Origin of the sequence: Schleiferilactobacillus shenzhenensis LY-73, from assembly GCF_000469325.1 — a bacterium.
Lineage (GTDB): Bacteria > Bacillota > Bacilli > Lactobacillales > Lactobacillaceae > Schleiferilactobacillus > Schleiferilactobacillus shenzhenensis.
Genome location: NZ_KI271590.1, coordinates 82,678 through 96,585 on the forward strand (window position 1 = coordinate 82,678; position 13,908 = coordinate 96,585).

The following is a 13,908-nucleotide window of genomic DNA, read 5'->3' on the forward strand; positions in this document are numbered from 1 at the left end:
TCAATGTAAAGTCTTTGGGGACAGCACATAATCGCCAGAGGCCGCCGGATTTCATACTTCCGTGGAGGAGGCTGTCGAGTTTTCGTATCGAGCGAGGCATCTCCAGTCTCCGAAAATGTAGGGTGACGGAGGGCGGAGCAGATTTGGGCTCAGCCATGAAATTGTTGTTAGCGGGCGCTCTTTGCCCGCTTACAACAAGGTCGAGCTTTAAGACCGCGTGTACTTTGCGCGGGCTTAAAGTCGGCCCATGGCGTTCCAGCCCAAATCTGCGGAGCCCGGAGTCACCCGGGCCACGGCGAGACACTAACCTGCCTCCCAATCTGCGGAGCCCGGCGTCACCCGGGCCAGCACCAGACAGTTGCCATTTTTTCCCAAACACAAGGCCCCGCCCGACATCGGTTGATGCCAGGCGGGGCCTTGTTTGGGTGCTGTCAGATCGTTGTCTCGTATGTTTCTTCCAGGTAGCGCTGGATGTAGCCCAGCACCGCGTCCTGGTTGTTGGTCTGATCCAGGACCACATCGGCAGTTTGCTTGACCTCGGGAATCGCGTTTTGGACCGCGACGCCGCAGCCGGCGTGGCGGAGCATTTCCAGGTCGTTGCCGTTGTCCCCGAAGGTCATCACGTCCACCGGCAGGAGGTGGCGGTTTTCTTCCAGCTTCATCAGCCCCGTTGCCTTGCTCACGTGGTCGGCGATGACGTCGATGCCGCCGCGGCCGGAGCTGGTGCCGCGTAAGCCGGGGAAGGCTTGGTTGAGGCGGTCCAGCTGGGGGGTGATGTCCTGGTTGGGCCAGGATAAAGCAACCTTGTAGATGGGCGCCTGGTGAACGATAGCGGTCAGGTCCGGCGGGATGACCAGACTGTCGTAGTAGTAGCGGGCCAGGGCCGCATCGTCGGGGGAGACCCGGTTCATGTAGGCGTGGTCGCGCCCCGAGAGAATGATTTGGGCACCGGCGAAGAACGGGTCGCTGGTCAGAGCGGCGAGGAGTTTTGTCAGGGTGGCGGCCGGCAGCAGGCTTTCGTAGATGATCCGGCCGCGGGCGACGACGACGGCGCCGTTTTCGGCCACGTAATCGATTTTGTCTTGAAGATCACCGAAGACGGTCCGCAGATGCTGGTACTGGTTGCCGCTGGCGGCGGCGAAGAACATGTCCCGGGGGGTCATGAAGGCCACCAGGCGGCGAAGCAAGGGAGCGTTGAAGGTCTTTTTATCCGTGAGCAGGGTGCCGTCCATATCGGCGGCGAAGAGCTGGTAAGTCATGAGGTCAATACACCTTTCTGCGTGCGATAGATTCCATCGACAATTATAACAAGTTGCCAAACGTTTTGGTTGACACCTTGTCTAGACAAGTGCTACCATAAAGTTGTCAAATAAAGTAAGCGTTTTAGACAGTCGTATTTTAAGTAGCGAGGTCAATCATGAACGACAACAAATACGAACTGATCTATCGCGATTTGGCAGGCAAAATCGCTGCGGGGACGTTTGCGGTGGGGGACTATTTACCCAGTGAAAATGTCCTGCGCCGGCAATACGATGTGTCGCGGGAAACGATTCGCAAAGCGTTGCTGGCACTTCTCAACGAGGGCAAGATTCAGAAGATCCACGGTAAGGGTTCCGTCGTCATTGGAACACGGCCGGCGTTGTCGTCACCGGAACTGAAAGGGTTTACCGAGATCGCCGCCAGTTTGGACGTGCCGACGAACAGTCGGCTGGTTGAAAATGACAGCGTCTCCGTCGATCCTGACCGGTTCTTCAGTAAAGAGGGACCAGTGGTGCGCTTCGGTACCAACCGGGCCCAACCGGCCATTCTCATCGGCCGCTTGCGTCAGATTCGGAATCAGCCGGTTTCATTGGATCGGGATTTCGTTTTAACGGACGTGGTGCCGACCTTGCCGCCGGACCTGGCGGAGACATCGCTTTACGGTCACGTGGAGCGGTCCGTTGCGCCCATCAGTTACGCCGAGCGGGAGATTACCATGGTCCCGGCCGATTGGGATGACCACCAATTTCTGGAAGTTCAGTTGGGCACCAGCGTCGTCGTGATCCGGCAAAAGGTCTACCTGACCGATACGCGGTTGGCGATTTTGTCCGAATCGCGTTTAGATCCGCAGCACTTTCATTACCGGGAGTTTGTCCGGCGGCATCTGTCGCCGTGACGGTCACTGTTGTAAGATGGAGATGTAACTACAGAAAGGGATGAACCGTATGTTCAAGAAATTATTCGGTCGGCACAAAGAAGCCGATAACCATGTTTACGCACCGGTCAATGGTACAGTGGTCCCGCTGAAAGAAGTGTCGGACCCCGTTTTCTCCAGCGGTGTGATGGGTGAAGGCTTTGGTGTCCAGCCGAGCGACGGCAATATCGTGGCACCAGTTGCCGGCACCGTGACCATGGTGGCGAACACCAAGCACGCCGTCGGCTTCACGATGGATAACGGCCTTGAAGTGCTCATTCATATGGGCGTCGATACCGTTGATTTGAAGGGCGCCCCTTTCACCATCTCTGTCAAGCCCCAGGACCAGGTCCGCGGCGGGCAAGCCATTGCCACCATGGATCTGGATCAAGTCAAGGCAGCCGGCCTCGATAACGTCATCATCGTCGTGATCACCAATAGTAAAGACAATCTGGACCAGCTGACTGTCGCTGATGGTGAGCACAGTGCCGGCGACGAGATCGGGACGGCGACCGCAAAGAGTTAACGTCAAAAATCTGTATTTCTTCGCTATTATTTGCTGTACCGTTTTTTACCATTTCTGATTCTGCAAAAGGGGGATTTAACCATGGCGGATAAGAAAGATTATAGCCATGAAGCTGCCGAGATCGTCAAGAACGTTGGCGGTAAAGGCAACATCGATAGTTTGATCCACTGTATCACCCGGTTACGGTTCTACTTAAAGAGCGACCCCACGCCGGAAGAAACAGCCAACATTGAGAAGCTGGACGATGTCATTACGGTGCGCAAGGCCCAGGGCCAGTACCAAGTCGTTATCGGGCCGGCGGTCACGGATGTGTACGATGCCGTGATCGGCCAGATCGGTGAAGAATTCGCCGACCCGGACGCCACCGCAGCCGCAGTCGCTGAAACGTCTGCGGCGGCTGGGGCAGCTGCCGCCAACCAACCGCAAGAAAAGCGGAATTTTCTGCAAGTCATTGGTGACGGCTTCAATGCCCTGATTGGTGTCATCACAGGTTCCATGAGCCCGGTTATCGGGGTCATCGCTGCATCAGGTATTATTAAAGGTATTTTGACCATGCTGACGATTCCGCCCATGCTTGCTTGGTGGCAATCGATGGGCGTCAAGGACGTTACCAAGAACCTGTTCTACATCATGGTTTCGCAGGCTGCAGATTCAGCGTTCTACTTCCTGCCCATTCTAGTCGGTTATGCCGCTGCTCGCCGCTTGGGCGGGGACGTCATTACCGCGGCGACCATTGGTGGTTTTCTGACTTTGCCGACAATGGTCACCTTGGGGACGAAGTTCACGACGATCTTCAGTATCGGCGGGTTCAACTTCGATCTGGTCAAGTACAACTACTCGATCTTCCCGATGATTGTTGCCGCTTGGCTGGCTAAGAAGTGTGAGGACTGGTTGAAGAAAGTCATGCCGAATTATCTACACATGATTTTCGTACCGCTGATTACCGTGCTGGTCGTCGGCGGAATCACCGTTGTCTTCACCGGCCCGATCATTCAAGGGGTCGCCAACGGGATTGGTGCCTTCATCAACTGGCTGGTCGGTGTATCTGGCGCTATCGGTGGTTTAATCATCGGTGGCTTCTACCAGGTACTGGTCATCTTCGGTCTGCACTGGGGTGTTGTACCGCTGATTACCCAGCAATTGACTGACCCGAACATTATGCACTCTCCGTTGAATGCCATCATTTCTTCCACCATGGTTGCCCAAGGGGCTGCGGTCTTGACCGTTGCCTTGAAGACGAAGAAAGCCCAGTTGAAGGAAATCGGCTTTGCCGCGACGATCTCCGCGTTCTGCGGGGTCACTGAACCGGCCATTTATGGTGTCAACCTGAAGTACCGCAAGGTCTTCATTTCCGGCTTGGCTGGTTCTGCCGTCGGTGGTTTGATTACTGGCCTGATGCATGGTGATATGTACGGGTTCACTGGTTCTCTGATTGGGTTCTCCTCATTCTTCAACCCGAAGAATGCTGGTGACCTGAACAGTTTCTACGCGTTCCTGCTCTCCAGTGCCGCTGCCATCATCGTCTCGATGCTGGTGACTTGGTTCTGGGGCTACAAGGACGAAGATGTTGCCGGAAGCGGCATGGCCAAGCCCACGAAGCCTGGTCAGGCAGCTGCTGCCAAGTAATCGTCTGAATTGAAGTGAAGAAAATAGTGTCGCCAGCGACTCGCCGGCGGCACTATTTTTGTGGTCTGACATGATGGCAGTTTGTTGAGAAACGTTTTGGTCAGCGGCTATTCCATCACGGCGGCCAGGTTCTTTTGCAGGATCACGGCGGAATCGGTCAGGCGTTTCAGGTCGGCCGGGTTCAGATCCAGTTCGATGATCCGGTCTAAGCCTTTCTCCCCGATGATGCAGGGCACACCGATAGAAACATCGCGGAGGCCGTACTCGCCGTCCAAGTGGACGGACATGGCGAAGGCGGAGCGCTGGTCGCCCAGGATGGCGGCCGTGATCCGGGTGAGGCTGGCGGCGATGCCGTAGAAGGTAGCGCCTTTCTTGTCAATGATGGAGTAGGCAGCAGTCTTGACGGTGTTACCGATGTCGTCCAGGGTCTCGTCCTGGTGCTCGGTCGGCAGCCAGTCGCGGATGGGCTTGCCGCCGATGGTCACGTAATCCCAAGTGGGGAACTCAGAATCGCCGTGCTCGCCCAGGATGTAGCCGTGGACGGCGCGGGCGTCGATGTTGAAACGCTGGCCGATTTCGGAGCGTAGACGGGCCGAATCCAGGGCGGTGCCGGAGCCGATCACTTGGTTGCGGGGCAGGCCGGTAATCTTCAAAACCAGCTCGGTCAAAATGTCCACCGGGTTGCTGGCGATGAGGATGATGCCGTTGAAGCCGGAGGACATGATTTGGTGGGCGATGTCCGTGAGGATCTGGGCGTTCTTCTGGAGCAGTTCCAGCCGGGTCTGACCGGGCCGCTGGGCGATGCCGGCGGTGATCACGATCAGGTCGGCATACTGGCAGTCATGGTAGTTGGCAGCATAAATGTTTTTCTGGGAAGCGTAGGGCAGGGCGTCGTTCAGGTCTTCCACGTCCCCCTGGACCCGCTCCATGTTGATATCGATGATTCCTAAGCTGGAGCCAACGCCGGAGGTCAGACAGTTGAACGCAAAACTGGAGCCGATCGCGCCGTCCCCAATCAAAATAATGTTCGCTAATTTTGGCATACGCAGGTACTTCCTTCCTTAGATCCCAAAAAAGGGTATGAATGTGAATCCGATTACATTGTATCGTGGTGGGAATTGAAACGCCATTAACTCGCCTTGCAGAACACCGAGAGTGTCAGCGGCCGCGTTCTGGATACATGCAAGGTGATTCATGCATGGCAAGAAAGGGGCATGCTATACTGGAAAACGCTGATTATTACTGGTGCACAAGGAGGGTGACCGTTGAACATGGCACAGCCATTGATTCAAGTACACGATTTAGCCCAGTCGTTTGCTGACCGGACAATTTTTTCCCATGTTAATTTTTCAATTCCCCAAGGGGCGATGGTCAGTCTGGTAGGGGCGAACGGGTCCGGTAAAACGACCCTGACCCGGATCCTGCTGGGGATCCTCAAACCTACGAGCGGGACCGTTCAGACCGACGGCGGCGGCCATCTGACCGTCGGCTACGTCCCCCAATTCCGTAATTTGGACCGGGATTACCCGCTATCCGTCCGCAGTTTCGTCCAACTAAACCAAATCGCCCGGCCCTGGCCGTGGCATACTGCGGCTGAGAAGCGAGCGCTAACTCATATTTTGACGGAGACCCGGCTGACCGGATTAGCCAAGACACCGCTGGGCATGACCTCCGGCGGTGAGAAGCAGCGGGCCTATTTGGCTCAAGCGCTGGTCAATGATCCCCGCTTGCTGATTCTGGATGAGCCCACCGCCAGTCTGGATGTCGCTGTGAAGCACGAACTCATTGGCTTGGTGCGCGAACTGAACCAGAAGCAGGGTCTGACCGTGTTGTTTGTGACCCATGATTTGCCCATGGCCCGGGAGTACACCGACCGGTATTTGCTGCTCCAGGGTGGTCAGATGACGACCGGACCCGCCAGCGCGTTGCGGGATGACTTGATTGCGGATTAAGAAAGGCGGCTGACCATGTTTCAATTAGAATTTATGTGCAATGCCTGGGTGGCGAGCACGTTCATCGCCTTGACCTGCGGGGTCATCGGGGTCTTCGTCATTGCCCGGAATCTGTCTTTCTTGGCCCATACATTGTCCGAAATCGGCTTTGCCGGGGCGAGTTTTGGCGTCTTCACCGGTCTTGCTCCGCTCGACGGGATGCTGCTCTTCACCATGATCTCCGCCGTCGCCGTGGGCGAGATGTCCACGGAGCAATCCCGGCGGGAAGCGGCCATTGCGGCGATTTCTTCCCTCTTTATGGGGCTGGGGATCCTCTTTCTATCTTTGGCCAACAAGAGTGCCAGCTACGCCACCAACATCCTGTTCGGCAGCATCATCGGCATTAGTGTCGGTGAGGTCTGGCAGCTGGTGGGGCTGTCGCTGTTCATGCTGGCGGTGATGTTCTTCGCCTATCGTTACCTGGCGTTCGATTCCTTCGACGGCATCGGCGCCCGGGTCCAGCATCTGCCCAAACATCTGCTTTCCGTCCTGTTCCTGCTCCTACTGGCCATCAGTGTCAGCATCAGTGCTCAGATCGTCGGCTCGCTCCTGGTCTTCGTGCTGCTCACGCTGCCGGCCAGCAGTGCCCGCTACTTAGTGCACACGGTCCCGCGGATGTTACTGGTCTCTGTCGGGTTGGCGCTGGTCGGTGTGTGGGGCGGCTTAGCCCTGGGCTACTACACGAATTGGCCTGTTACTTTCTTCATTGCCACGATCGAAGTAGTCGTCTACCTGGCTACGCTGCTCTATGCCCGCGTCACTCAGGGCGATTAGCTAAGTGCCGTAGTGGGCTTGGAGTGCGGTGAGCTCATCCGGCAGGCACATGATCTGGCGGTCGCCGCAACGGCAGACGATGATCTGAGCGGGCAGAATATCCACGCCGTTGAACAGCTGCATGTCCCAGCGGTGGTGGTAGTGGGGACTGCGCTGCACACAGGTCAGCCGGCAGCGGCAGGCGTCTTGGCGGATGAAGAAATACACCTCGCCGCTGACAGCGACGCCTTGCATCGGCAGACTGTCCATGTAATGCCACAGCAGTCGGCAAAAATAGGCCGGGGTCTGTTCTTGGATCCCGGGGGTGAGCAGGCGTAACGGATCTTGGTCGACGGGGATATACATGGCAAGCGCCCTCCTTCTTTTCTCTTATTGTACGCATGTCCACCCGGTCTGGACGTATCAATAAAAATGCAAAAAGCGCCGATTCCTGTGATGGCAGACCATCAATCCGAGAATCGGCGCTTGTTTTGACTGTGGTATGGACCTTTCTAACTTAAACCAACTTCTCGAGTTCTGCGAGCCGGTCGGCGAAGACTTGGAAGGCATTCTCCAGGTAAGCGGCCTGGGTCATGTCGACGCCGGCACGCTGCATCGTCTCGATGGGGTAGCGGGAAGAACCGCTCTTCAGGAAGTTGTTGATGTAGCGTTCCCGGGCAGCGGGGTCTTGGCTGGTGATCTTCGCGGCCAGGGTCGAGGCGGCGGCGAAGCCGGTGGAATACTGGTAGACATAATAATCATAGTAGAAATGGGGAATCCGGCTCCATTCCAAGGCAATCTCCGGGTCCTTGGCAGTGTCAGGTCCGTAGTAGCGGGCGTTCAGATCGCCGTAGAACTGGCTCATGCCCTCGGCGGTCAGCGGCGTGCCCGCTTGCTGGGACTGGTGGATGTGGTGCTCGAACTCGGCGAACTGGGTCTGACGGAAGACCGTGCCCTTGAAGCCGTCCAGGTAATGGTTGAGCACGTATGCCCGGACCGCCGGGTCGCTCTGCGTCTGCAGCAGATAATCAGTGAGGATGTTCTCGTTGGTGGTGGAGGCAATCTCCGCGATGAAGATGGGGTAGTCGCCATACTGGTACGGCTGATTGTGGCGGGTGTACCAGGAATGGACACTGTGGCCGGTCTCGTGGACCAGCGTGTACAGATTCTCCAAGTCATCCTGCCAGTTCAGCAGTTCGTAGGGCGGGGTGTCGTAGGAGCCGCCCGAATAAGCCCCGGAGCGCTTGCCCTTGTTTTCCACCACGTCAATGTAGCGGTTGTTGAAGATCTCGTCCACGTGGCTGAGGTAGTCGTCACCGAGCACGGCCAGGGCCCGGCGCGCCTCGGCCTTGGCTTCCGGGAAGGTGTAGCTGAGCTGGGGCGTGCCGGTGATGGGCGTGTACATATCCCACATGTGGACTGTGTCCAGCTTAAGCAGCCGCTTGCGCAGGGCCACATAGCGATGCAGCAAGGGCAGGTGGGCATTCACTTGCTCGATCAGGGTGTCGTAGACGCTGGCCGGGATGTGGTTCCGGGCCATCGCCGCCGCCCGGGCATCAGGATAATGGTGGACCTGGGCATCGTAGTTGTGGGCCTTGATCTCCCCGGCCAGAGTGCTGGCAAAGGTGTGCTGATACTGGCCGTAAGCAGCATACAAGCCCTTGAAGGCTCCCTCCCGGACATCCCGGTGGGCCGACTGGAGCAGGGTGCTGTAGACGCCGTTGGTCAGTTGGACCGTGCGGCCGTCATCATCCTTGACCTTAGGCAGGACCAAGTCAGAATTGCTCAGGATGCCGAAGGTCTGGGCCGAGGAAGAAAGGGCATCGGCCGCCCCGGCCAGCAGGGCTTCTTGGTCTGCGGAGAGGACATGGTCCCGATTCACCGTAATGGTGTCAATGAAGTGCTGATAATCGCTCAACCCCGGGGTATCGCGGATGAAGCGGGTCAACTGGTCCGCCGGAATCGCCAGGATCTCCGGCTCCATGAAGGCCGTCGCAGCAGAAAACTGGGCGGCCACGGCGCTGGCTTGGGCATCGTATTGCTGATAATGGGCATTGCCCGTGTCTTGATCGCTGCGCATGCTGGCGTACACATACACTTTTTCGAATGCGCGGGCAGTCTTCAGAATGGCTTGGATGCCGGCCAAAAGCTGGGTGCCGCTTTGGCCTAAGGTCCCCGCGTAATGCTGCAGGTCCGGCAGGGCGGCTTTCACGTCGGCCAGTGCTTTTTCCCAATCGGCATCAGTGGCGAAGACTTTGGTCAGGTCCCACGTCAATTCTTCAGGGACTTGGTCCCGGGTCGGTTCCTCGGTGATTGTACTCACATTGATCCCTCCAAAAATTAAGTTATGCCCAGTATACCTGTTCATTACGGTGCCCGCACGTGCGCGGCCCGATTATCACGATTTCGTTAAGGTGATATGAAATCGGGCCTATCGCTTTTGCACCGGACCGGCGTTATAGTATGATAAATACCAGAATTTTATCGGAATCGAGGTTACAACGTGGATCCACTGAGTCGCAAACGGCCGCCGGTCCGTCACCGGGGCTTGAAGATTTTCTTGCTGTTCCTATTTCTCGTCGTCGCCACTGGCGGCGCCTATGCTGCCCGGGTCTTCTACCAAACCAAGAGCAGTATCGATAAAACGTACAACCCAATTGATGATAAGAAAGTATCCACCACGATCCAAGATAAGAAGCCGTTCTCTATCCTGCTGCTGGGCGTCGACACCGGCGCCGACGGCCGGATCGATCAAGGCTCGACCAACCAGGGCGCGGCCAACTCGGACACGATTATTGTCGCCACCGTTAACCCGACGACCAATAAGGTGACCATGACCAGTATCCCCCGGGATACAGTGGCCGAAATCGTCGGCCGGCCCCAGCAGGACGTGGAAAAGATCAACTCCGCGTATAACTACGGGGGAGAGAAGATGGCCATTGCGACGGTTTCCCAGCTTCTCAACGTGCCCCTCGATTACTATATGACGATCAACATGGGCGGTCTGGAGAAAATTGTCGATGCCGTCGGCGGGGTGGACGTGGATAATCCCTTTGCCTTCACCTCGTCCTACACTGGCGGCCAGCACTTTCCCAAGGGGGAGCAGCACCTGAACGGGTCCATGGCCCTGGCCTATGCCCGGATGCGGCACGAAGACGCCACCGGGGATTATGGCCGGCAAAAGCGGCAGCAGCAAGTCATCAAATCGATTATCAAGAATGCCCTCTCCGTGGGTACGCTGACCCACTTACAGAAGCTGCTGGATTCCGTGTCGACGAATATGCGGACCGACCTGACCACTGACGACATGCTGGCGATTTTCAGTAATTACCGGTCAGCGGCTAAAAATGTGGCCAGTCAAACACTGCAAGGGCAAGACGCGTGGATCGGCGACGGGGCCTACCAAGTGCCGACTACGGCAGAATTGCAGAAAATTTCTGACAGCATTCGGACCGCTCTGGGTCTGAGTAAAGAGACCTTGAATAATGAGAACACGAAACTGAACACCCAGAACGCTAACTTCCAGCCTGGCGGGGAATACTACATTCCTTAACCGCGCGGTCTAGGCCAATGTCTCATAGCGTTTTCAGGCCGCGGCCGCTTTCTGTTCACGAAATACTCACAGCCTTCACAAGACAGTACCCGTTTGTTTCCACTATAATCGAGTACTGTCTTTTAGTTTAGCTTAAATCACAAGAAAGCGGGAGAGAGCGTGGCAGCAGAACAGAAGCAATTACGCTGGTACAACATCGCGTTACTGGCATTCGTGGCCGTATGGGGCCTCGGTAACGTCGTTAACAACTTTTACAACCAGGGACTGACAGTCGTCGTTTCCTGGATCTTGATCATGATCCTGTACTTTGTGCCCTACACCTTGATGGTGGGGCAGTTGGGAGCGACCTTCGCCACCGAGGGCGGCGGCGTGTCGTCCTGGATCCAGAACTTATCCGGTAAGCGGCTCGCTTACTTCGCCGCTTGGACTTACTGGGTCGTGCACGTGCCCTACCTGGCCCAGAAGCCTCAGGCAATCATGATTGCCTTCTCCTGGTTATTCCAGAGCAACGGCAAGTTCATCAATGAATCGAATCCGCTGATCGTGCAGACCCTGTGTCTGGTCCTGTTCCTCCTGTTCATGTGGATGTCCTCCCGGGGCATCACGACGCTGAACCGGCTGGGCAGTATTGCCGGGTCGGCCATGTTCGTCCTTTCTATCCTCTTCATCATCCTCGGCGTCTCTGCTCCGATGATGACCGGCTCGAGCATTGCGACAGCCCACATGGACCAGCTGTCCAGCTACATTCCGAAGTTCGACTTCAACTATCTGACGACCATTGCCATGCTGGTCTTCGCCGTCGGCGGGGCAGAAAAGATCTCGCCGTACGTCAATAAGACACACAACCCAGCCAAGGAGTTCCCGAAAGGGATGATTGCCTTGGCAATCATGGTGGCAGTCTCCGCCATCCTCGGTTCCTTCGCCATGGGCATGATCTTCGATGCCCACCACATGCCGGCGGACCTCTATGCCAACGGGGCGTACATGGCCTTCCAACGGCTGGGAGATTTCTACCACGTGGGCAACATCTTCATGTGGATCTATGCCGTCACGAATGCCATGGCTTCCATGGCCGCCCTGGCCGTCTCTATCGATGCCCCGCTGCGGATGCTGCTGGCTGATGCCGATACGCACTTCATTCCCAAGGCCATGACGAAGACCAACAGCCGCGGTGTTTATATCAACGGCTACAAGATGACCGCTGTCCTGGTCGGCCTGATCATCATGATCCCGGCACTGGGCATCCATGGTATGAATGGCCTTTATGGCTGGCTGCTGAACCTGAACGCCATCGTGATGCCCATGCGCTACCTGTGGGTCTTCTTGGCCTACATGCTGCTCAGCCGGCAGATGGACAAGTTCCACTCCGACTACATGTTTGTGAAGAATAAGTCGGTGGCCTTCATCTTCGGTCTTTGGTGCTTCCTGTTCACCGCTTTTGCCTGCATCTTGGGGATGACCCCCAAGGCGGCCTTTGCCGGGGACACGAAGACGTGGTGGTTCCAGCTCGCACTGAACGTACTGACCCCCATTGTCTTGCTGCTGCTGGGCTTGATCCTGCCGATTATTGCCCGCCGGCACGAGATCGCAGAGAAGCTGTAAGGCTTTGCTCTGCCGGCCAGAATGCTGTAAGCTAGGGCTATTCTGAACGGCAGGAGGATGCGGACGTGCACAAGAACATGATTTCCACTTACGTGATGGCGCTGACTGCCTTCACCGCCGGTTTCGTAGCGTTCACGATTCTATTGTCCCGGCTCGGTCACTATCCGCTCTGGGTTTCGATAATCGGCGGCGTCATCGGCGGCGGTGCGGTGGCCTACGTGGAGTTTTACCACTTGCGCCAACGCGCGCACATCAAGGCCATGGTCCGCGAATATCAGCTGACCAGCGCCGATTTGGCCCGCATCACCGGGCAGCGGGAGAGCGACTTCCCGATTTACAAGGGGGAGTTGTCTCTGATCGTGCCCAAGCGGCGCTGGGGCACGATTGAGCACAAACTGGAAGCCTGGGCGACAGCCAAGGTGGTGCCAAATATTAAGAAAAAGTAAAGGCTTACTTTATTGCTGCACGGGGGTTGCAACCGGTTCCAGGGTATGCTATATTATAGTTGTGGAACGGAAGAGGGAACAACCTCAAAACTTCTCAAGTACCACAGCATCATCAGCAACAAGCAGCACAACGTTTTAAAGAACCAGGCATCAAGAGCCAAGGTAAACGCAACAGTGAAGGACAGTTCCAGGTAGCTGAGAACCAGAGCACCGAGAAGTGTGATTCACCTGTACCAATGGAGCATCCCGGAAATGCCGGTAAGACTCCGAGTCTTGGGTCTGACCGAGACGATGTCAGATTCTGCTAGTCACAAGTGTCGAGTAGAAGAAAAGCCAGAGTGGTCTTTCCGAGATCAGCACTAACGAGCGGAGTTGCGACTGCACCCCGCTCGGGTGAAAGCAAGATAAGACGTCGAGAGACGTTGGTCGTTGTTAGTCACTAAGGATGAGTACCAGGAGCCGCGCGGTTCCGCGTTCAAGTTTCCGGTACCAAAGCGTAGCAAAGAAGTATCATCAGTCCCACAAAAACTGTCGGAGGTGTATGTCTGATCACAGGACATCAACACGTTCCAAGCGTCATTGCTGATTGTATCGCCACAACTAGACAAAACGGGCGTTGATCGTTGCACCGCGAGAGTGCGGTGCACCACCGCCAAACCTAAAGACTGGTTTATAGTCAACGTGGTGGTGTCGGCAAGCGACGGACAATTGAATAAAGTATCACGAGGTGGAAAGTAATTACCATTTTGGCGAGTAACGCAAACAATGGTTGTTCCTCCGTTCCCAGCGTGAGTTAGCAGGATCCTAGCAAGAGAAGACTAGGATCCTGTTTTTTGTTTGCCTTTGAAGAAGAGCGCTTCAAAGGCAAACAAAAAACAGGATCCGGGGGCGGAGAGGTTTGGGGAGACTGGGGAGTCTGGTGGTTTGTTGGCAGGCTTTGTGTGGTTGACGGTGCGTGTGGGGAACGGCCATAATCGGATGGCCGGCCCAGTTCGTATGGGTGAGGCCGTTTGGTTGTAGGCGGCCTGTGGGGCTTCGCCTGCGGGCCATAAACGGGCTTCGGCCGAGCAGGCCACCACGGTCTAAGGACGCTAACGGTTAAAGCCCAAGTGCGGGGCTTTAACCGTTAGCGCCACTTAGCCTGGGTGGCCTAACCGCTCGGCTCCGCCCTCTAAACGGGCTCCGCGGCCCAGAAGCTAGGGGATAAGGCGGGGCAAGGGTAAAACCTAAGTGCGGGT

Annotated in this window: 10 protein-coding genes and 1 pseudogene; 7 read left to right on the plus strand and 4 right to left on the minus strand. The window is 56.4% G+C overall.

The features are described 5' to 3' along the window. Window positions 1-431: 431 nt before the first annotated feature. Window positions 432-1,259, minus strand: coding sequence for a Cof-type HAD-IIB family hydrolase (locus L248_RS08465; RefSeq protein WP_040535749.1), 828 nt, complete (start codon window positions 1,257-1,259; stop codon window positions 432-434). 158 nt (window positions 1,260-1,417) lie between these two features. On the opposite strand from L248_RS08465, the gene L248_RS08470 reads away from it, so the two are divergent. Together L248_RS08470 and L248_RS08480 are read left to right on the plus strand one after the other, a co-directional pair. Beyond that, the gene (locus L248_RS08470) at window positions 1,418-2,155 is read left to right on the plus strand and encodes a UTRA domain-containing protein (RefSeq protein WP_022529760.1); all 738 of its coding nucleotides are present in this window, start codon (window positions 1,418-1,420) and stop codon (window positions 2,153-2,155) included. A gap of 49 nt (window positions 2,156-2,204) precedes the next feature. Next, window positions 2,205-4,325 (plus strand): annotated as a pseudogene (locus L248_RS08480) (PTS sugar transporter subunit IIABC). Window positions 4,326-4,432: 107 nt separating this feature from the next. Here the strand turns inward: L248_RS08480 and L248_RS08485 are convergent. After that, window positions 4,433-5,368 carry an L-lactate dehydrogenase gene (locus tag L248_RS08485; protein WP_022529763.1) on the minus strand — a complete coding sequence of 312 codons (936 nt, stop codon included), beginning with the start codon at window positions 5,366-5,368 and terminating at the stop codon, window positions 4,433-4,435. Window positions 5,369-5,596: 228 nt separating this feature from the next. On the opposite strand from L248_RS08485, the gene L248_RS08490 reads away from it, so the two are divergent. Next, window positions 5,597-6,277, plus strand: a complete 681-nt coding sequence (locus L248_RS08490) for a metal ABC transporter ATP-binding protein (RefSeq protein WP_022529764.1) — start codon at window positions 5,597-5,599, stop codon at window positions 6,275-6,277. Between the two features lie 9 nt (window positions 6,278-6,286). Continuing rightward, the gene (locus L248_RS08495; protein WP_425423449.1) at window positions 6,287-7,090 is read left to right on the plus strand and encodes a metal ABC transporter permease; all 804 of its coding nucleotides are present in this window, start codon (window positions 6,287-6,289) and stop codon (window positions 7,088-7,090) included. Here L248_RS08495 and L248_RS08500 read toward each other — a convergent pair whose 3' ends face one another. Then, window positions 7,091-7,435, minus strand: a complete 345-nt coding sequence (locus L248_RS08500) for a hypothetical protein (protein WP_022529766.1) — start codon at window positions 7,433-7,435, stop codon at window positions 7,091-7,093. 151 nt (window positions 7,436-7,586) lie between these two features. Beyond that, a complete protein-coding gene (pepF, locus tag L248_RS08505; protein ID WP_196812012.1) occupies window positions 7,587-9,383 on the minus strand; it encodes an oligoendopeptidase F in 1,797 nt (598 codons plus the stop codon). Between the two features lie 189 nt (window positions 9,384-9,572). On the opposite strand from pepF, the gene L248_RS08510 reads away from it, so the two are divergent. The 3 genes from L248_RS08510 (at window position 9,573) to L248_RS15205 (ending at window position 12,670) form a co-directional block, all read left to right on the plus strand. Beyond that, complete coding sequence (locus L248_RS08510) at window positions 9,573-10,622, plus strand: LCP family protein (protein WP_022529768.1); 1,050 nt, start codon at window positions 9,573-9,575, stop codon at window positions 10,620-10,622. A 159-nt stretch (window positions 10,623-10,781) separates the two neighbouring features. Continuing rightward, window positions 10,782-12,224, plus strand: a complete 1,443-nt coding sequence (locus tag L248_RS08515; protein ID WP_022529769.1) for an APC family permease — start codon at window positions 10,782-10,784, stop codon at window positions 12,222-12,224. A 65-nt stretch (window positions 12,225-12,289) separates the two neighbouring features. After that, window positions 12,290-12,670, plus strand: a complete 381-nt coding sequence (locus L248_RS15205) for a hypothetical protein (RefSeq protein ID WP_022529770.1) — start codon at window positions 12,290-12,292, stop codon at window positions 12,668-12,670. The last annotated feature ends 1,238 nt before the right edge of the window (window positions 12,671-13,908 follow it).

Excerpts from the sequence above, each read along its gene's own strand:
- L248_RS08465 (WP_040535749.1), bottom strand. The coding sequence starts at position 1,259 with ATGACTTACCAGCTCTTCGCCGCCGATATGGACGGCACCCTGCTCACG.
- L248_RS08470 (WP_022529760.1), top strand. The coding sequence starts at position 1,418 with ATGAACGACAACAAATACGAACTGATCTATCGCGATTTGGCAGGCAAA.
- L248_RS08485 (WP_022529763.1), bottom strand. The coding sequence starts at position 5,368 with ATGCCAAAATTAGCGAACATTATTTTGATTGGGGACGGCGCGATCGGC.
- L248_RS08490 (WP_022529764.1), top strand. The coding sequence starts at position 5,597 with ATGGCACAGCCATTGATTCAAGTACACGATTTAGCCCAGTCGTTTGCT.
- L248_RS08500 (WP_022529766.1), bottom strand. The coding sequence starts at position 7,435 with ATGTATATCCCCGTCGACCAAGATCCGTTACGCCTGCTCACCCCCGGG.